Source organism: Hyphococcus aureus (assembly GCF_042643165.1).
Lineage (GTDB): Bacteria > Pseudomonadota > Alphaproteobacteria > Caulobacterales > Parvularculaceae > Hyphococcus > Hyphococcus aureus.
In genome coordinates this window covers 1,008,042-1,026,027 of the sequence record NZ_JBHRSH010000002.1, presented here as the reverse complement: position 1 = coordinate 1,026,027, position 17,986 = coordinate 1,008,042, and the positions used below count along the sequence as shown (strand labels likewise).

The 17,986-nt window shown below is 57.5% G+C and carries 17 protein-coding genes; all 17 read left to right on the top strand.

Features of this window, described 5'->3' with window-relative positions; all coding sequences use genetic code 11:
• The first annotated feature begins 27 nt into the window (after positions 1-27).
• Positions 28-2,124 carry an NADH-quinone oxidoreductase subunit NuoG gene (gene nuoG / locus ACFOOP_RS17885; RefSeq protein ID WP_379882914.1) on the top strand — a complete coding sequence of 699 codons (2,097 nt, stop codon included), beginning with the start codon at positions 28-30 and terminating at the stop codon, positions 2,122-2,124.
• A gap of 7 nt (positions 2,125-2,131) precedes the next feature.
• Positions 2,132-2,656 (top strand): hypothetical protein, encoded by a 525-nt coding sequence (locus tag ACFOOP_RS17880; protein ID WP_379882520.1) that lies wholly within the window; start codon positions 2,132-2,134, stop codon positions 2,654-2,656.
• A 94-nt stretch (positions 2,657-2,750) separates the two neighbouring features.
• Complete coding sequence (locus ACFOOP_RS17875; RefSeq protein WP_379882519.1) at positions 2,751-3,407, top strand: head GIN domain-containing protein; 657 nt, start codon at positions 2,751-2,753, stop codon at positions 3,405-3,407.
• 164 nt (positions 3,408-3,571) lie between these two features.
• Positions 3,572-4,264, top strand: coding sequence for a head GIN domain-containing protein (locus ACFOOP_RS17870; protein ID WP_379882518.1), 693 nt, complete (start codon positions 3,572-3,574; stop codon positions 4,262-4,264).
• 98 nt (positions 4,265-4,362) lie between these two features.
• Positions 4,363-5,451: an NADH-quinone oxidoreductase subunit NuoH gene (gene nuoH / locus ACFOOP_RS17865; protein WP_379882517.1), complete on the top strand. Its 1,089-nt coding sequence runs from the start codon at positions 4,363-4,365 to the stop codon at positions 5,449-5,451.
• A 3-nt stretch (positions 5,452-5,454) separates the two neighbouring features.
• Positions 5,455-5,943, top strand: coding sequence for an NADH-quinone oxidoreductase subunit NuoI (nuoI, locus tag ACFOOP_RS17860; RefSeq protein ID WP_379882516.1), 489 nt, complete (start codon positions 5,455-5,457; stop codon positions 5,941-5,943).
• Positions 5,944-6,045: 102 nt separating this feature from the next.
• The gene (locus ACFOOP_RS17855) at positions 6,046-6,426 is read left to right on the top strand and encodes a hypothetical protein (RefSeq protein WP_379882515.1); all 381 of its coding nucleotides are present in this window, start codon (positions 6,046-6,048) and stop codon (positions 6,424-6,426) included.
• 272 nt (positions 6,427-6,698) lie between these two features.
• Positions 6,699-7,337, top strand: coding sequence for an NADH-quinone oxidoreductase subunit J (locus ACFOOP_RS17850; RefSeq protein ID WP_379882514.1), 639 nt, complete (start codon positions 6,699-6,701; stop codon positions 7,335-7,337).
• Positions 7,338-7,347: 10 nt separating this feature from the next.
• Entirely contained in the window at positions 7,348-7,653 is a 306-nt protein-coding gene (gene nuoK / locus ACFOOP_RS17845) for an NADH-quinone oxidoreductase subunit NuoK (protein WP_379882513.1), read from the top strand.
• Between the two features lie 16 nt (positions 7,654-7,669).
• Entirely contained in the window at positions 7,670-9,838 is a 2,169-nt protein-coding gene (gene nuoL, locus ACFOOP_RS17840) for an NADH-quinone oxidoreductase subunit L (protein ID WP_379882512.1), read from the top strand.
• On the top strand, positions 9,838-11,418 hold the full coding sequence (locus tag ACFOOP_RS17835; protein WP_379882511.1) for an NADH-quinone oxidoreductase subunit M: 1,581 nt from the start codon (positions 9,838-9,840) through the stop codon (positions 11,416-11,418). The genes nuoL and ACFOOP_RS17835 overlap by 1 nt, the downstream gene beginning before the upstream one ends.
• On the top strand, positions 11,418-12,863 hold the full coding sequence (gene nuoN / locus ACFOOP_RS17830; protein ID WP_379882510.1) for an NADH-quinone oxidoreductase subunit NuoN: 1,446 nt from the start codon (positions 11,418-11,420) through the stop codon (positions 12,861-12,863). The genes ACFOOP_RS17835 and nuoN overlap by 1 nt, the downstream gene beginning before the upstream one ends.
• Before the next feature lie 3 nt (positions 12,864-12,866).
• Positions 12,867-13,604, top strand: coding sequence for a biotin--[acetyl-CoA-carboxylase] ligase (locus ACFOOP_RS17825; RefSeq protein ID WP_379882509.1), 738 nt, complete (start codon positions 12,867-12,869; stop codon positions 13,602-13,604).
• A 3-nt stretch (positions 13,605-13,607) separates the two neighbouring features.
• Complete coding sequence (locus ACFOOP_RS17820) at positions 13,608-14,378, top strand: type III pantothenate kinase (RefSeq protein WP_379882508.1); 771 nt, start codon at positions 13,608-13,610, stop codon at positions 14,376-14,378.
• Positions 14,378-16,042 (top strand): ribonuclease J, encoded by a 1,665-nt coding sequence (locus ACFOOP_RS17815; RefSeq protein WP_379882507.1) that lies wholly within the window; start codon positions 14,378-14,380, stop codon positions 16,040-16,042. The genes ACFOOP_RS17820 and ACFOOP_RS17815 overlap by 1 nt, the downstream gene beginning before the upstream one ends.
• On the top strand, positions 16,039-16,284 hold the full coding sequence (locus tag ACFOOP_RS17810) for a DUF1467 family protein (protein WP_379882506.1): 246 nt from the start codon (positions 16,039-16,041) through the stop codon (positions 16,282-16,284). Before ACFOOP_RS17815 ends, ACFOOP_RS17810 begins: the two co-directional genes overlap by 4 nt.
• A 174-nt stretch (positions 16,285-16,458) precedes the next feature.
• Entirely contained in the window at positions 16,459-17,922 is a 1,464-nt protein-coding gene (mgtE, locus tag ACFOOP_RS17805; RefSeq protein ID WP_379882505.1) for a magnesium transporter, read from the top strand.
• Positions 17,923-17,986: the final 64 nt, after the last annotated feature.

Here is a 17,986-nt window from a genome sequence, read left to right as displayed (position 1 = left end):
ATCCCAAGAAGGCCCGGCATGAGCGAGATGCGCGTCATCAAAGTCAACGGCGAGGAAATCGAGGTCCCGTCGAATCTCACCCTTTTGCAAGCCTGTGAAGAGGCGGGCGAGGAAATTCCGCGTTTTTGCTATCATGAGCGCCTGTCGGTCGCCGGTAACTGCCGGATGTGTCTGATAGAGGTGAAGGGTGGCCCGCCAAAGCCTGTCGCTTCCTGCGCCCAGAATGTGAAGGATCTGCGTCCTGGTCCCGATGGAGCGCCGCCGGAGCTGTTCACCAATACGCCGATGGTGAAAAAGGCGCGCGAAGGGGTGATGGAGTTTCTCCTGATCAACCATCCGCTCGACTGTCCGATCTGCGATCAGGGCGGGGAGTGCGACCTTCAGGATCAGGCCATGGCCTATGGCCGCGACGGTTCACGCTATGCGGAGAACAAGCGCGCGGTTGAAGAGAAATATATGGGGCCGCTGATCAAGACGATCATGACCCGTTGCATTCAGTGCACGCGTTGCGTTCGCTTTGCTACAGAGATTGCTGGCGTTGACGATCTTGGACTTGTCAATCGCGGCGAGAATGCAGAGATCACGACTTATCTGGAAAAAGCGGTCGAAAGCGAACTTACGGGAAATCTTATAGACGTATGTCCGGTGGGCGCGCTCACTTCGCGGCCTTATGCGTTCAATGCGCGGCCATGGGAATTGCGCAAAACGGAATCGATTGACGCCATGGATGCGGTGGGATCGAACATTCGCGTCGATGCGCGCGGCCGTGAAGTCCTGCGCATACTTCCGCGTCTTCATGAAGGCGTGAATGAAGAATGGATTGCGGACAAGTCGCGCTTTGTTTGGGATGGTCTAAGACGGCAGCGACTCGACAAGCCTTACATCCGCAAAGACGGCAAGCTTGTTTCAGCGAGTTGGGATGAGGCGTTTTCTGTTGTCGCGGATAAACTGAACTCCATACAGAAAGAAAAAGTCGCGGCGCTTGCAGGCGATCTTGTTCCTACCGAGGCGGTGAAGGCGCTCAAAGACCTGATGAGCGCTGTCGGAACGCCGCATCTGGATTGCCGTCAGGATAATGCAAAGATTGGAGCCGGTGATCGCCGCACCTATCTCTTCAACACCGGCATTTCAGGCTTGGAAGAGGCTGACGTCATTCTTCTCGTCGGAACCAACCCGCGCGTTGAGGCGCCTATGGTCAATGCGCGCATCCGCAAGGCCTGGCTTGGCGATCTCAATGTGCAGATCGGCCTGATCGGCGAGCAGAACGACCTGTCTTATGATTATGATTATCTCGGCGCTGGGCCGGACACGCTGGCAAACCTCGCGAAGGGTGAGGGAGCCTTCTTCGATACGCTGAAGAATGCAAAAAATCCTGTGGTCATTGTTGGCATGGGCGCACTCTCGCGCGACGACGGCGCCGCAGTGCTTAATATGGCGGCGAAGCTCGCTGATTCGATCGGCGCCATTCGCGGCGACTGGAATGGCTTCAACGTCCTGCACAATGCTGCGGGACGGGTTGGCGCCCTTGATCTCGGGTTTTTGCCCGGTGAAGGCGGCAAGGATTTCGCCGGCATTCTTGATGGCTGCGAGTCCCGTGACATTGAGTTTGTTTACAATCTTGGCGCTGACGAATTTGACGGCAGAAAACTGAACGGCGCCTTTGTGGTTTATCAGGGCAGCCATGGCGACTCAGGCGCGCGCCACGCCGATGTTATTTTCCCGGCCGCGGCGTACACCGAGCAAAGCGCGATCTTCGTCAACACCGAAGGCCGTGCGCAACTCGCGAACCGTGCTTCTTTCCCGCCGGGTGAGGCGCGCGAGGACTGGGCTATTTTGCGGGCGCTTTCCGACCGCATCGGCAAGACGCTGCCTTACGACGATCTCTTCGCATTGCGTCAGGCGATGATAGCCGATGCGCCATCGCTTGGCCGCATCGATCAGATTGGCGAGGATAACGAACGCTTTGATGCAAACGCAGTCGGAGAAGCCGGGTCGCTTGGAGCTGCGCCTTTTGTCTCTTCGGTGGCGGATTACTACCTTACCAATCCGATCGCTCGCGCATCAAAGACGATGGCGGAATGCTCCGCCGTGATGAGCGGCGCAAAGCGTCAAGCGGCGGAGTAATCTCTCGTTGCGCCTGACTGGTGGCCAGTCCGACGAACAGGCGACGATTGATCAGGTCCGCATCAATGTTGCTTTTGAGCAAATGGTTTTTGCCGTGTTTACTGGCGCAGCAGCGGGCGGCGCGCTGACATTTCTTTTGGCGTTGGCGCGAAGTCTTTTCGGCGGCTTTTTCTTGAGTGGAGTGGTTTCGCAACTGCTGGAATCTCTGCTCGTCAGTATCTTGATTTTTCTGGCCGGTTTTGTCGCCAGCGTCATCTTTGGCGCGCCGCTTTTCGCAGCGCTGGAAAAGCGCAAGCGGCGAAATGTCTGGCCTTATTTGGGGGCTGCGAGCGGTGTCGCTATCGCTGTGTTTGTTCTTCTCGCTATCAGTGTGCCTGGAGCGGCGAGTTTCAGTCTTGATACGATCGCCGCCATTTTCGCTCCGGCGCTGGTGATCGCCATCGTTTTCGCGCAGGGGATGAAACCGCATTGGCGGGCGGCCGAAAAAGCGGAAGCCGAGGCGGAAGGTCCGGTCATCTTCCGGATTCACTAAATTTCTTCGCCGGATTGCGCTCTCTCTGCGACAAGGCGAGCTTCACTGCCTGCGGTTAAAGCGTTACATTCGTCGCAAGACATGGAGGCGACTCATGAAAAAACGATTTGTTCTCTCAGCTTGCGCTATGGCGCTGGGCGTTGCGGGCGCAGCATTTGCTCATGATGAAGAGACGGTGATGCGAAAGCTCGACCTTGCAGGGTTCGACGCGATCACAATCGCAGGTGTTTATGAGCTTGATGTGCGCGTTGGTCCTGATTTCTCGGTGGAGCTTTCAGGCCCCGCCTATGAAATGGATCGGGTTGAGGCGTCCGTGGACAATGGCGCGCTTGTGCTCGGTCAGCGCAAGCGGATGAAGGGTGAGAAAAACCGAAATAACCGCGATGGCGTAGAGGCTGTCATCACTTTGCCGAGCCTGACGGCGGTCAATATATCCGGTGTCGTAGACGGCCATATTTCCGATGTGGATGCGGACGATTTTACCGTTAAAATTTCAGGCGTTGGCGATCTCGAAATCGACGGCGAGTGCGGCGCCCTTGACGCCCATTTGTCTGGCGTCGGCGATCTCGATGCGCGCAATCTTGAATGCGGCGTCGCGGAGGTGAAAGTCTCTGGCGTCGGAAGCGCCATTGTTTTCGCGAGCGACGAAATAGACGCAAAAGTTTCTGGCATGGGCGATATTGACGTCTATGGATCGCCCGAAAAAGTGAGCAAGAACAAAAGTATGTTCGCGGACATTACCGTCCACTGATAATATCGGCATACTGCCATGACGCCGCGCTTTTTGCGCGGCGTTTTTGTTTGGACTCTCGGAAGCGACAGGGCGAGGTCGCGGCGCGGTTGAATGCGTTGGTTCTGTCATCCGGTGGTGCTACATTAGCGCAATAGGGGACAGGGATAGACGGGAGGCGACCTATGAGAATTTTCTTTGGTGTGATTATCGGTTTGGTGCTGGCGATCGGCATTGCCGTGACTGCAGCGAATTATGCATTCGGTTCGCTCAAGAATGTAGGCGAGCGGGACAAGAGCAAGGACATTTCCGAGACGCTCGATCTCACCGGCTTCGACGAAATTGATATCGGTGGCGTGTTTGAGATTGATGTGACCGTTGGCGGCGACTTCTCAGTTGTGGTGTCCGGCGCTCCTGCGGAAATGGAACGCTTGGAAGCTGGCGTCGAAAACGGCGTTCTCAAACTCGACCGCAAGGAAGGGCAGAGAGGCGCCCATCGCTGGCGCGATTTTGGCCTGACCGCGAAAATCACGCTCCCAGCATTGACAGGCGTTGATATAGCCGGCGTCGCTGATGCCCGGATATCCGGCGTTGATGCAGATGAATTCGACATAGATCTCGCCGGCGTCGGGGATCTCAATATCGAAGGCTCCTGCGGCCACCTGGAGGCGGACGTATCCGGTGTGGGAGATCTTGATGCAAAAGGGCTCGAATGCCGCGAGGTGGATGTGGATGTTTCAGGCGTCGGTTCGGCCAGCGTCTACGCCAGCGAATCGGCCGACGTTACGGTCAGCGGAATCGGCTCCATCGATATTTACGGCTCGCCGTCGCGGGTGGAGAAGGACAGCAGCTTCATCGCCAGCATTTCGGTGAAGTAAAGGTTTCCCCGTATGGGGCGAAAAGGGGCCGATCCGCGACGGATTGGCCCCGTTTTCGTGCGTGACTAACTGCGCGATCCCCGTTATGACGCGGGCCCATGGAAGAGATCTGGACAAATCTGGTCACCCGTCCAGCCGATCAGGGCTGGGGCTGGTGGCTTGCATCGACGACTGCGGGGGCGCTTGCGATCCTGGTGAGCCTGCTGGTGGCGCAGGCGTTCCTTATGTATTTCGACCGCAAGGTCTGGGCTGCCGTTCAGATGCGCAAGGGGCCAAATGTGGTTGGGCCGTTCGGCCTGCTTCAGTCCTTCGCCGATCTCTTCAAGTTCGTATTCAAGGAAATCCTGATCCCTGCGGGCGTGAACAAGGTCGTTTTCATCCTCGCGCCCATGATCACTTTTGTTCTGGCCCTTGTCGGCTGGGCGGTGATTCCAGTGGGGCCGGGGCTTGTCGGCGCCGACATCAATGTCGGCATTCTCTATCTCTTCGCGATATCGTCCCTTGGCGTTTACGGCGTCATCATGGGCGGCTGGGCGTCGAACTCGAAATATTCGTTTCTGGGCGCCATCAGATCCGCCGCCCAGATGGTCTCCTACGAAGTTTCGATCGGCTTCGTGATCATCACGGTTCTTTTGCTGGTGGGCTCGCTCAATCTTACGGAGATTGTCGAGTCACAGGCGCGCGCCGGCGGCGGCTTCTGGAACTGGAATTTCATTCCGCTTTTCCCGATGTTTGTTGTCTTCTTTATCTCGGCGCTGGCTGAGACGAACCGCCCGCCTTTTGATCTGCCGGAAGCGGAATCGGAGCTCGTCGCCGGCTATCAGGTGGAATATTCCTCGACCCTGTTCCTGATGTTCATGATTGGCGAACTCGCCAATATCGTGCTGATGTGCGCGATGCTGACCGTCCTGTTTTTCGGCGGCTGGCATTCGCCGATCCCGACAGCCTGGGCGCCATGGCTGGAGCTTGGCCCGATGCCGGTGCTCTGGTTCATCCTCAAGATCGTATTTTTCTTTTTCCTGTTCGCCATGGTGAAGGCGATTGTGCCGCGCTATCGCTACGATCAGCTCATGCGCATCGGCTGGAAGATTTTCCTCCCCTTGTCGCTGGCGTGGGTCGTTCTCGTGGCTGGATTCCTGATTATGTTCCCCGGCGCGGTCGATTACCTTCAAAGCTGGAGATCTTAACACATGTCGCGATTAGGACAGGCGCTTAAAGGCTTCATGCTGCTGGATTTCATCAAGGCCTTCGGTCTTGCGATGAAATATTATGTTCAGCCGAAGCCGACCTTGAACTATCCGTTTGAGAAAGGCCCCTTGTCTCCGCGTTTTCGCGGTGAACACGCCCTGCGCCGCTACGCGAATGGCGAAGAGCGCTGTATCGCCTGCAAACTATGCGAAGCGATTTGTCCGGCGCAGGCGATCACCATTGAGGCCGAGCCACGCGATGACGGGTCCCGCCGGACCACGCGCTATGACATCGACATGACCAAATGCATCTATTGCGGCTTCTGTCAGGAAGCCTGCCCGGTGGACGCGATTGTCGAAGGGCCGAATTTCGAGTTTGCAACGGAAACGCGCGAAGAGCTTTTCTATGACAAGGACCGCCTTCTTGCGAATGGCGACCGCTGGGAGCGGGAGATTGCCCGTAATCTCGAGCTCGACGCCCCTTACCGTTAAATCTCTTTTGCCGCCAAGTATTTACGGCCAGTGAGCCGGGATAGTGGCGCAACGCCTGGCCTCATGATTAACTCACCCTGAGGAAAGCAAGGGGGCGCTTGCATGACCGGTCTTTTCAAATTCACATCACCTCTCGTCTTCGGCGCGGCTGCGGGAGTTGCGCTTATTGTGGGGCTGACCGGTTGCGTGGCCGCCGATCGCGGCGGCCCCACAGGTCATGTGGAGACAAGTCCGGCGGAGCTGGGCCTCGCCTATGCCAGAGAGGCGTGCGCTTCTTGTCACGCAGTCGAGCCGGGCCAGCTTATTTCTCCCAATGTGGCGGCGCCATCCTTTGAGGCGCTGGCCACCCGGCCGGATATGACGCGCCCGGCGCTGTCGGCGCTGTTGCGGTCGCCTCATCGCAACATGCCAACGCTAATCGTGGAGCCGGACCGGATTGACGATCTTGCGGCCTATCTTGGCGTCCTTGGGAACGGCGAATAGGCGATTTTCAGACCCGGGCGGCGAGATGCGCTCCATGCGCCTTTTCCACAAGGCGCAAACCGTGGCGAAAAGCCCCGGTTTTCCGCGGATTTTGCGTTCCTATCCCTTTGCAAAGCCTGACCAATGCCTCTAAAAGCGCCGCGAGCCTCGTCATTTTGTTGAGTCGCCGGCGCCGCCGGGTATCAAGAGTGGGGAGCGCCGGTCCATAAGCGCCATTCGGCGCGTCTTATCGAGTCCCGTATCGTTTCGAGAGAGCCTCGCGCGCCAACCTTATGTCCATTGCCGTCATCGCCTTTTACCTATTTGCTTTTTCCGCCATCGCCTCGGGGCTGATGGTGGTTGCCTCGAAGAACCCGGTTCATTCGGTCCTGTTCCTGATTTTGGCTTTCATTTCCGCCGCCGGGCTGTTTGTGCTTATGGGCGCGGAATATCTCGCCATGGTTCTGGTCGTCGTCTATGTCGGCGCAGTGGCTGTCTTGTTCCTGTTTGTTGTGATGATGCTCGATGTCGATTTTGTCGAGATGAAGCAGGGTTTTCTGCAATATCTGCCGATCGGCGGCGCACTCGCCGCGATCGTTGTTGTAGAACTCATTATGGTGGTGTTTGTCTGGGCGTTCCCAACCGATGCGGAGCTTGCGCGCGCGCATCCGTCGCCGACAGCGGCGCAAACCATCACTGATCCGAACGGCCCCACAAACATCGAAGCGCTGGGGCTTATTCTCTACACCGATTACGTACATTACTTTCAGATCGCGGGCATGGTGCTACTGGTCGCCATGATCGGCGCGATCATTCTCACCTTCCGTACGCGTGACGGAATCAAGAAACAGGACCCAGCCGCACAAGTCGGCCGCAAGCGCGAAGAAGGTTACGAGCTTGTGGATATCCGGCCGGGGCAGGGGCTGTCATAGGGGCGATGTCATGATCGGGCTTGGGCATTATCTTTCCGTTGCGGCGATCCTTTTCGCCATTGGCATGGCGGGCATCTTCCTCAACCGGAAGAATGTCATCGTCATCTTGATGTCGATCGAGTTGATGCTGCTCGCAGTGAACATCAATTTTGTGGCGTTCTCGCAATTTCTGGGCGATCTCGTAGGGCAGGTCTTCGCCTTTATGGTGCTGACCGTCGCTGCGGCTGAAGCCGCCGTCGGGCTCGCCATTCTTGTTGCCTTCTTCCGCAATCGCGGCGACATCGCTGTCGATGACGCCAGCCTGATGAAGAACTAGGGGCGCGCAGAGTTTCATGGAACCCTTTGTCGTCTTACTGCCGCTCTTTGGCGCGATGCTCTCCATGCCAGTGGGCCGCGCTTTCGGCTATCGCGCATCCGAGCTTCTAACGACCGTCCTTCTTCTGATCGCCGCGGTCATGTCGTGGTTCCTGTTTTTTGATGTGGCGGTCGGCGGCAATGCGCGCACGATTACGCTGTTTGAATGGATCAGCTCAGGTGACTTTCGCGCGAACTGGTCGGTGCGGCTCGATACGCTGTCTGCGGTGATGCTGGTGGTGGTGAACTCGGTCTCCTTCTTGGTTCATACGTATTCCATGGGCTACATGAAGGAATATGGCGAGCAATCGCGTTTCTTCGCGTATCTCTCACTCTTCACTTTCGCCATGCTGTGCCTCGTCACGGCGGACAATTTCCTTCAGCTTTTCTTTGGCTGGGAGGGTGTGGGTCTCGCTTCCTATCTGCTGATCGGTTTCTGGTTTAAGAAGAAGTCTGCGAACGATGCGGCGATCAAGGCCTTCGTCGTCAACCGGGTGGGGGACTTCGGTTTCGCGCTTGGCATCATGTGCATCTTTTACGTTTTCGGCACGATCCAGTTTGACGAAGTCTTCTCGGCTGTAGCGGGCAACGCGATTGTGACACCCTGGAACGCCAGCGCAGGCGGCCACATTCAGGAGTTGACGATCCGTTTCCTAAGCTGGGACTTCCATGCGCTAACAGTGATTGCCGTCCTGTTGTTTATCGGCGCCATGGGTAAGTCGGCGCAGTTCCTGCTCCACACATGGCTTCCGGACGCTATGGAAGGCCCGACGCCGGTCTCTGCGCTTATTCACGCGGCAACCATGGTGACCGCTGGCGTCTTCCTTGTTTGTCGTTGTTCAGCAATTTTTGAATATGCGCCAAGCGCCGCCGCGCTTGTGACGCTGGTTGGCGCGGTAACCGCCTTCTTCGCCGCGACGGTCGGGCTTCTTCAGGACGATATTAAGAAGATCGTCGCTTATTCGACGTGTTCTCAGCTTGGTTACATGTTTTTCGCGGCGGGTGTTGGCGCCTATGACGCGGCGATGTTCCATCTCTTTACGCACGCTTTCTTCAAGGCGCTGTTGTTCCTTGGCTCGGGCGCCGTCATCATCGGCATGCATCACGAGCAGGACATCAAGAAGATGGGCGGCGTCAAGGAGCTGATGCCTTTCACGCATATCCTGATGGTGATCGGCACCATCGCCATTACCGGTGTTGGCATTCCCGCGATACCAGGAATTTGGGAAGGCAAAATTTTTGGCGCGCCGCTCGGCACCGCTGGCTTCGTTTCGAAAGACATGATTCTTGAAAGCGCCTTCTTCGGCGGCCAGGCGGGTGCAGCCTTCGGGTATTTCGCTTTCACGCTTGGCCTGCTCGCGGCTGTCATGACGGCGTTTTATTCGTGGCGCCTGATCTTCCTCACCTTCTGGGGGCCGTCGCGGGCGCCGGAAAATGTGCGCAAGCATCCCCATTCGGTGCCCGACACGATGATGGCTCCGTTGATCCCGCTGGCGCTCGGCGCCCTTGTCGCGGGGATGGCTTTTTACGGCTATTTCGTTGGCGACAATTCAGACAAGTTCTGGAACGGCGCTCTCTATGCGGCTGAGGAAGTCCATCACGAAGATGCGGGCACAGTCGCCGATCACTTGAGTGCTGGCGAAGTTGAAGCCTTGCGCGATAGTCATGAGGATACAGGGCATGCGACGGCTGCCGCTGATGATCATGGCGCCGTCGGAGAAGAAGACCATGGCGGCGGTCATCATGACATTCCGCTTTGGGTGCTTTGGGCGCCGTTCATCGCCATGCTGACCGGGTCTTTTGCGGCGGGCTGGCATTATCTGCGCGGCGATCCGTTGAAGCCGGGAATGTTGCGCCCGGGCGGCATGATCTACGCTTTCCTCAAGAACAAATGGTATTTTGACGAGATTTACGACTTCATCTTTGTGAAACCCGCGCTCGCGATTGGTCGCTTTCTCTGGAAGGACGGCGACGGCAAGACGATTGACGGCGTCGGTCCGGACGGCATCGCGACGTTTGTCGCCGCCGGCGCGCGCCGCATCGTGAAGATGCAGAGCGGTTATGTTTATCACTACGCCTTTGCAATGCTTGTGGGGATCGCGCTTCTCGTGACCTTTATTCTTATCCGGGCGGGAGGCGGCCAGTAATGACTGAAAGTTTCGCCAACCAGCCATGGCTCAGCTTCATCACCTTCGCGCCGCTCGTCGGAGCGCTGTTCATCATCGCTGCGCGCATGGTGGCGCGCAAGAATGATGACGGGTCCATCGCCGCAGAAGACCTCAGAACGGTCGAGCGGAATGCGCGCATTATCGCACTCGTCTTTACGTCTGCGACATTCCTCTTGTCGCTCGGCGCCTATGCGCTCTACGACACATCCATCGCGGGCTATCAGCTTGTGGAGCAGTTCCCGTGGATCGGCGGGGGCATCAGCTACAAGATGGGCGTGGACGGGATTTCAATCCTGTTCGTGCTGTTGACCACCTTCTTTATGCCGATCTGCATTCTGGCGTCGTGGAACTCGATCAAGTCCCGTGTCGCGGATTACATGATCGCGTTTCTTATTCTTGAAACACTGATGATCGGCGTTTTCTGCGCCCTCGACCTGTTCCTCTTCTATTTCTTCTTCGAGGGCAGCCTCATTCCGATGTTCCTCATCATCGGCGTGTGGGGCTCAAAAGGAACAAAAGAATTCGCCGGCGTCATGATGCCGAGCCGAATTTACGCGTCGCTCAAATTCTTCCTCTACACCTTGCTTGGCTCGCTTTTCATGCTCATCGCCATGGCGTGGATGTATGCGCAGGCCGGCACGACGGATATTCCCGCGCTTCAGAATTTCGATTTCCCTCATGGGGCGCAAAAATGGCTTTGGGTGGCGTTCTTCGCCTCGTTTGCAGTGAAGATGCCCATGTGGCCGGTTCATACCTGGCTTCCCGATGCGCACGTTCAGGCGCCGACTGCCGGTTCTGTGGTGCTCGCGGCGATCCTGTTGAAGATGGGCGGTTACGGATTCTTGCGTTTCTCGCTGCCGATGTTCCCGTTAGCGAGCGCTGATTTCGCGCCTTTTGTCTTTGCGCTCTCGGTAATTGCGATCATCTACACATCGCTGGTGGCGCTGGCGCAGGAAGACATCAAAAAACTGATCGCTTATTCCTCGGTCGCCCATATGGGCTTCGTGACCATGGGGATTTTCACTGGTACGGAGCAGGGGATCGATGGCGCCCTGTTCCAGATGCTATCGCACGGTTTCATCTCCGGTGCGCTCTTCCTGTGTGTCGGTGTCGTCTATGACCGCATGCATACGCGAGAGATCGCCGCCTATGGCGGACTCGTTCACCGCATGCCGCTATATGCGTTCCTTTTCCTCTTCTTCACCATGGGCAATGTCGGCCTGCCGGGCACAAGTGGTTTTGTCGGCGAAATTCTTACTATGACCGGCGCTTTCAAGCTGAATAGCTGGATTGCTTTTTTCGCCGCCTTCGGCGTGATCCTGTCGGCGGCCTATGCGCTTCGGCTCTATCGGGCGGTGATGTATGGCAAGCTGGAAAAAGAATCGCTCATGACGATCACAGATGTGAATACGCGAGAACTTGCGATGCTTGGCGTCTTGATGGCTTTCGCCTTGTTCCTCGGTTTCAACCCGGGACCGGCGCTTCATGTCTTCAGTCCAGCGGTGGATCTTTTGATTGAGAACTACAACGCAGCGCTCATTGCCGGCGGAGTGAACTGATGGGCCTTTTTGAAACCCTTGCTTTTGCCCGCCCGGAGCTGGCGCTGGCGATCGGCGCGATGGCGCTATTGATCACCGGTGTTTTTCTCGGTGATAAAGCCGCGTCGAAAATTTCTATTTCGGCGGTTCTGTTGCTCATCGTTGCTGGCGTTCTGGTCTTCGTCTCACCCGGCGGCGGCGCCACGACATCTCTGTTTGACGGCGCGTTCCGCATCGACGCCTTTTCAACCTTCTGCAAGATTTTGATCTACGGCGCGGCGGCCTTCGCCATTTTGATGTCGGACCGTTATCTCGCCGGCGAACAGCTTGGCCGTTTTGAATACCCCGTGCTGATCGTTCTTGCGGCGTTCGGCATGTCGCTGATGGTGTCCGCCACTGACCTGATTTCGCTCTATATGGGCGTCGAAACCCAGAGCCTCGCGCTTTACATTCTGGCAGCCTTCAATCGTGACAGCCGCCGCTCGACAGAAGCGGGCCTCAAATATTTTGTGCTCGGCGCCTTGTCGTCATGCCTTCTGCTTTACGGCGCTTCGCTGGTTTATGGCTTCACGGGCTCCACGGTCTTTACCGAGATCGCCAAGGCGGCGGCAGTGAATCAGAACAATGCCGGCCTTGTCATTGGTCTTGTCTTCATGATCTCGGGGCTTGCCTTCAAGGTTTCCGCCGCGCCGTTCCATATGTGGACGCCGGACGTCTATGAAGGCTCACCAACGCCGGTGACGGCCTTTTTCGCCGCGGCGCCGAAGCTCGCCGCTATGGCGCTTTTTACTCGCGTTTTGATGTCGTCCTTCCCCGGCGTTGTCGAAGACTGGCGGCCTGTGATTGCGCTCATAGCGCTTGCCTCCATGATGGTGGGCGCCTTTTCCGCCATCGCACAGACAAACATCAAACGCCTGATGGCGTATTCCTCAATTGGTCATATGGGCTATGCGCTGATCGGGCTTGCCGCCGGTTCGGCTTCCGGCGTGTCCTCGGTCCTGATCTATATGGCGATCTATATTGTCATGACCGTTGGAACCTTCGCCGTCATCTTGATGATGCGCCGCCGCGGCGGCATGACCGAAAACATCTCCGATCTTTCAGGCCTCTCGCGCACAAATATGCCGATGGCGCTTATCTTGACCGTGCTTCTCTTCTCTCTCGCCGGCGTGCCGCCGACAGCAGGGTTCTTCGGCAAATGGTATGTATTTCTGGCGGCTGTGGATTCCGGTCTCATCTGGCTCGCCGTGGCGGGCGTCGTGGCTAGCGCGGTCTCAGCTTTCTACTATTTGCGCATTATCTGGTTCATGTGGTTCGATGAGCCTACGCCTGCATTTGAACGCGATCATGGGCCGGCCCTCGGGCTCGCCGCTTGGGGTTCGGCCGCCCTCATGTTCCCGGTGCTGACCATCGGCATGGGTTATCTGCGGCAGATTGCAGAAACCGCAGCGGCGTCTCTTTTCTAAAACGTGCGCAAACTTCCATCAGGAACGCTGATCGAAGTTTTCGACACCCTCGATTCAACGAGCGCGGAGGCGCGTCGCCGCGCAGAATCCGGGGCAGGCGGTCCGGTCTGGATTCTGGCCCTCCGCCAGACTGCCGGTTATGGCCGTCGAGGCCGCCGCTGGGAGCAGGAGACAGGGGATTTCGCCGGCACACTCTTTTTCAAACCCGATGCGCCAATGGAGCGCTGGGGCCAGCTTTCCTTTGTCATCGCGCTGGCGCTCGCCGCAACCGTCGACGAGACCATCAGTGAAGACAAAATCGCTCTCAAATGGCCCAATGACGTCTTGATCGAAGGCGGGAAATGCGGGGGCATTCTCCTCGAAAATCTTGGAAGCCATCTGGCCATTGGCATCGGCGTAAACATGGTGACGGCGCCGGAAGGCATGCCTTACGCCGTGGCGCGCCTAGTGGACCACGTTTCGCCGCCGCCGGGTCCCGGCGCCTTCGCTGCATCGCTCGACGGTCATTTCTGGACCTATTACGCGGAATGGAAAAAAGCGGGCTTCGGGCCGATCCGGGATGCATGGCTTGCTCGCGCGGGTGGGGTGGGGAGCGCCATTACCGTCCGGTTGCCAAATCAGGAATTGAGTGGCGTTTTTGAAGGGATTGATGAAACCGGAGCATTGATATTGCGCTCGGAGGCGGGAACGCGGACAATCGCGGCTGGTGAAGTCTTCTTTTCGCCGCAAAGTCAGGAATAGCTCATGCTGCTCGCCATAGACGTCGGCAACACCAATTCGGTGATCGCGCTTTACGATAAAGATCAGCCTGCAGCGCAATGGCGCGCCTCGACTTCGACAACGCGCACCGCCGATGAATATGCGGTCTGGCTGGCGCAACTTATGGAATTTGCCGGCTTCAAGCTTGGCGATATCTCTGAATGTATCATCTCGACCGTGGTGCCACAGTCGCTGTTTCATCTGCGCAATCTTTCGCGGCGTTATTTCAACTGCGAGCCTTTTGTCATCGGGCATGACAACATACCGGGCGTTGATGTCCGCATTACGAAACCATCGGAAGCCGGCGCTGACAGGCTTGTGAATGCGGTCGGCGCCTTCACCGCACATGGCGGTCCGCTTGTGGTGGTGGATAGCGGGACGGCGACCAATTTCGACATTGTCGGCGCTGATGGCGGGTTCGAAGGCGGCGTCATCGCGCCGGGCATCAACCTCTCCATGCAGGCTCTGCATGAGGCGGCCGCACGGCTGCCGCGCATCGCGATTGAAAAGCCTGAAAAAATCATCGGAACGGATACGGTCGGCGCCATGCAGACGGGCGTATTCTGGGGGTATATTTCGCTCATTGAAGGTCTCCTGTCGCGCATCAAGGCGGAATATCCGGCGCCGATGAAAGTTGTAGCGACGGGCGGCATCGCCTCTCTGTTCGAAGGGCAAACGGACGCTATCGACATCTTTGATCACGACCTCACCATTCGGGGCCTTTACGAAATCTCGAAACGGTTGAAGGCGAAATAATGTCGAAGAAGGAGCTTGTTTTCCTGCCGCTCGGCGGGTCCGGCGAGATCGGCATGAACATGAACCTTTACGGCGTGGGTTCGCCCGCTAACCGGCAATGGATCATGATCGATTGCGGCGTCATGTTCGGCGACCTTACAACGCCCGGCATCGACCTCATTTGCCCGGACCCTTCTTATATTCTTGAGGAAAAGGAAGCGCTCCACGGACTGCTTCTGACGCATGGCCATGAAGATCATATCGGCGCGGTCGCGTTGCTGGCGCCAAAACTCGGCTGCCCTATCTATGCGACGCCTTTCACGGCGGCGCTGGTCGAGCGTAAGTTCGAAGAATATGACGTCACTGATGTGGAGTTGAACGTCATCGACATGAACGCCCGTTTTGAACTTGGGCCGTTTGATATTGAATATGTTACGCTCACGCATTCCATTCCTGAGCCGAGCGGCGTTATCCTGCGGACTGAATTCGGAACCGTCCTGCACACAGGCGACTGGAAAATCGACAAATCCCCGTCGCTTGGGCCTTTAACAGATAGCGGCACTATAAAGAAATTGGGCGACGACGGGCTGCTCGCCATGGTTTGCGATTCGACGAATGTCTTGTCCGCCGGCGAGTCCGGCTCCGAGACAGCGGTGAAAAAGTCACTTACGAAACTCATCGCTGAGCAGGAAGGCCGTGTCGCGGTCACGACTTTTGCGTCCAATGTCTCTCGCGTTGTCTCGATCTGTGAGGCGGCTATGGCCGCGGATCGCAGCGTGTGCCTTCTTGGCCGCTCCATGCTGCGCATCGTCGAAGCCGCTGGCGAGGTTGGGATTTTGCCCAAGGGCCTGCGTTTTGTTGACCCGAAGAACGCAGGTCATCTGCCGCGCCAGCATGTGCTTTATCTGTGTACGGGCAGCCAGGGAGAGCCACGGGCTGCGCTTTCGCGCATCGCCCGCAATGATCACCGCGACCTGACGCTTTCCGAAGGCGATACCGTGATTTTCTCCTCCAAAATCATTCCCGGCAATGACCGTGAGATTTACAATCTTCAGAACGACCTGGTGGAGCTTGGCGTCAAGATCATCACCGAGAAAGACGAGTTTGTGCATGTCTCAGGGCATCCCTGCCGGGAAGAGCTGAGGGCCATGTATGAATGGGCGCGGCCAAGTATTTCGATCCCTGTTCATGGTGAGGCGCGTCATCTTGAAGAGCATGCGGAGTTTGCTTTGGAGCTTGGCGCAGAAAAATCCTTTGCACCGCGTAACGGAGACCTGATTCGCATCGCTCCAGATGGGCCCGAGCGCATAGACGAAGTTCCGGCAGGGCGCATCTATCTCGACGGCGATGTGTTGTTGCCGGACGGGGCCGCGCCTTTGCGCGAGCGTCGCAAACTCTCATATGCCGGCGCCATCGCAGTCTCGCTGGTGCTCGACCACAAAGGCGGGCTTGCCGATGATGTGATCGTAGAGGGGATAGGTGTTGTCGACGATGAAGAGACCGGTCCTGAAGACGCCGGGCTGGCGGACGACATCGAGGATGCGGTTCTGGCCTTGCCGAAAACAAAGCGCAGCGACGACGAAGCTGTGACGCTTGCGGTCAAACGTGCGGCTCGGGTCTATTATGACGAGGTATGGGGCAAGCGCCCGGTCATTCTCACGCATATTCATCGGACAAAATCATGAATCCCGCCGGCGCCGTCGTTATCTTTATTGTCTGGTGGTGGGTCGTCTTTCTCGCCGTCCTACCCATGAATGTGAAAGGGCGCTGGGAAGCGCCCGATGATGGCGTTGAAGGCGCTGATCCCGGCGCGCCAGCTGATCCAAGACTGAAACAGAAAGCATGGCTGGCGACAAAAATCGCATTCGTATTATGGGCGATTACCGCGGTGATCATCCTCAGTGGAGTTATCAACTTTCGGGACTGATTGCGGCGGTCGCGAAGGTAAGTGAAAAAGACGAGCCTCACTTTTTCCTCTGCTACGCTAACTTACTAAAAAAATAGGCTTTTCATGCTCTTGCGTTCAATCGAGGGCTAGAATAGCAACAGGTGAAGGCAATCCATTTCACTTGACTCCGGTCGCAAGCCGCGAGGGGCAGCCATGAGCGAAAACACGCCCATTGACGAAGTTGCTCGCCCCGACGCGCCGCCGCCGGAAGGCGATGGCCAGTTCGCCGAAGACCAGACCCTTACGCCCGAATTCGTGCGTTCTGTCTCTGACGCCATTGAGGCGGAGGATGCGGACGCGTTTGAGGGGCTGACAAACGAGCTCCATCCCGCCGACGTCGCCGACCTTATCGGCCTGTTGCACGAAGAAGATCGTGAAGCCCTGATTGCGCTTCTGGGCGGCGCGCTTCCCGCGGAAGTCCTCGCAGAACTCGACGAAGATCTCCTTGAACACATTATCGAGGTGATGGGCCCAGCGAAGGTCGCCGAGGCTGTGGCTGAGCTGGACACCGATGACGCGGCCTTCGTTCTCGAAGACCTCGACGAGGAAAAACAGGCGGAGATTCTTTCCTACGCGCCGATTGAAGACCGGCTGGCGTTGCGCGCCGCCCTCGATTTCGAGGAGGAAAGCGCCGGTCGTCTCATGCAGCGCGAGTTTTTCGCGTCGCCCGCCTTCTGGACAGTGGGGCAGATCATCGATCGCATGCGCGGCACAGAGGAGCTTCCGGACACTTTCTACGAAGTCTTCGTCGTTGACCCGGCGTTCAAGCCTGTGGGGTCGGTTCCTTTGTCGACGCTTCTGAAATCACCGCGCGAGACGGTGATCGAAACGATCATGATCAGCCGTAACATGCGGACGGTTCCGGTCACGATGGACCAGGAAGAGGTCGCCTATCTCTTCGAACAATATAACCTCATCTCTGTGCCGGTTGTGGATGACGCCGAGCGTCTGATTGGCATGATCACCGTGGATGACGTCGTCGAGATGGTCCGCGAGGAGACACACGAAGACATGTTGGCGCTCGGCGGTGTTGAAGCCGACACGGGCCTTAATGACACGGTGTTTGAGACCGTGCGGTCACGCTTTTCATGGCTGGCCGTAAACCTTGTGACTGCAATTCTCGCCTCACTGGTTATTGCCCTTTTTGATGGCGCTATCGGTCAGATCGTGGCGCTCGCTGTGCTGATGCCGATTGTCGCCTCTATGGGCGGCAATGCGGGGACGCAAACGCTGACCGTTGTTGTGCGTTCGCTGGCTACGAAAGATCTGACCGCCTCCAATGCGACACGTATCGTCCTTCGCGAAGCGCTGGTTGGATTACTCAATGGCGTTCTTTTCGCCATCATCATGGGGGCGCTCGCGGGCGTCTGGTATTTCGCCAGCGGATGGGGCGGCCAGGATGATGCGATGCGGCTGGGACTCGTTGTCGGCGTCGCGATGGTCGTCAATCTGCTCTGCGCTGGGCTCGCGGGCATTCTGGTGCCGATCAGCCTCCAACGCGCCGGCGCCGACCCGGCGGTGTCATCTGCGGTCTTCGTGACGACCGTGACGGATGTAGTCGGATTTTTCGTTTTCCTTGGCCTCGCCGCGGCGGTGCTCCTGCCGGCGGCGAGCTGATTTACGCCGCGGGCGGAGCTTTTTTCACGGACTGTCGCGCCCAGTATACGAGGCCGCCAGCGAG

Excerpts from the sequence above, each read along its gene's own strand:
- nuoG (WP_379882914.1), top strand. The coding sequence starts at position 28 with ATGCGCGTCATCAAAGTCAACGGCGAGGAAATCGAGGTCCCGTCGAAT.
- ACFOOP_RS17875 (WP_379882519.1), top strand. The coding sequence starts at position 2,751 with ATGAAAAAACGATTTGTTCTCTCAGCTTGCGCTATGGCGCTGGGCGTT.
- ACFOOP_RS17870 (WP_379882518.1), top strand. The coding sequence starts at position 3,572 with ATGAGAATTTTCTTTGGTGTGATTATCGGTTTGGTGCTGGCGATCGGC.
- nuoH (WP_379882517.1), top strand. The coding sequence starts at position 4,363 with ATGGAAGAGATCTGGACAAATCTGGTCACCCGTCCAGCCGATCAGGGC.
- nuoI (WP_379882516.1), top strand. The coding sequence starts at position 5,455 with ATGTCGCGATTAGGACAGGCGCTTAAAGGCTTCATGCTGCTGGATTTC.
- ACFOOP_RS17855 (WP_379882515.1), top strand. The coding sequence starts at position 6,046 with ATGACCGGTCTTTTCAAATTCACATCACCTCTCGTCTTCGGCGCGGCT.
- ACFOOP_RS17850 (WP_379882514.1), top strand. The coding sequence starts at position 6,699 with ATGTCCATTGCCGTCATCGCCTTTTACCTATTTGCTTTTTCCGCCATC.
- nuoK (WP_379882513.1), top strand. The coding sequence starts at position 7,348 with ATGATCGGGCTTGGGCATTATCTTTCCGTTGCGGCGATCCTTTTCGCC.
- nuoL (WP_379882512.1), top strand. The coding sequence starts at position 7,670 with ATGGAACCCTTTGTCGTCTTACTGCCGCTCTTTGGCGCGATGCTCTCC.
- ACFOOP_RS17835 (WP_379882511.1), top strand. The coding sequence starts at position 9,838 with ATGACTGAAAGTTTCGCCAACCAGCCATGGCTCAGCTTCATCACCTTC.
- nuoN (WP_379882510.1), top strand. The coding sequence starts at position 11,418 with ATGGGCCTTTTTGAAACCCTTGCTTTTGCCCGCCCGGAGCTGGCGCTG.
- ACFOOP_RS17820 (WP_379882508.1), top strand. The coding sequence starts at position 13,608 with ATGCTGCTCGCCATAGACGTCGGCAACACCAATTCGGTGATCGCGCTT.
- ACFOOP_RS17815 (WP_379882507.1), top strand. The coding sequence starts at position 14,378 with ATGTCGAAGAAGGAGCTTGTTTTCCTGCCGCTCGGCGGGTCCGGCGAG.
- ACFOOP_RS17810 (WP_379882506.1), top strand. The coding sequence starts at position 16,039 with ATGAATCCCGCCGGCGCCGTCGTTATCTTTATTGTCTGGTGGTGGGTC.
- mgtE (WP_379882505.1), top strand. The coding sequence starts at position 16,459 with ATGAGCGAAAACACGCCCATTGACGAAGTTGCTCGCCCCGACGCGCCG.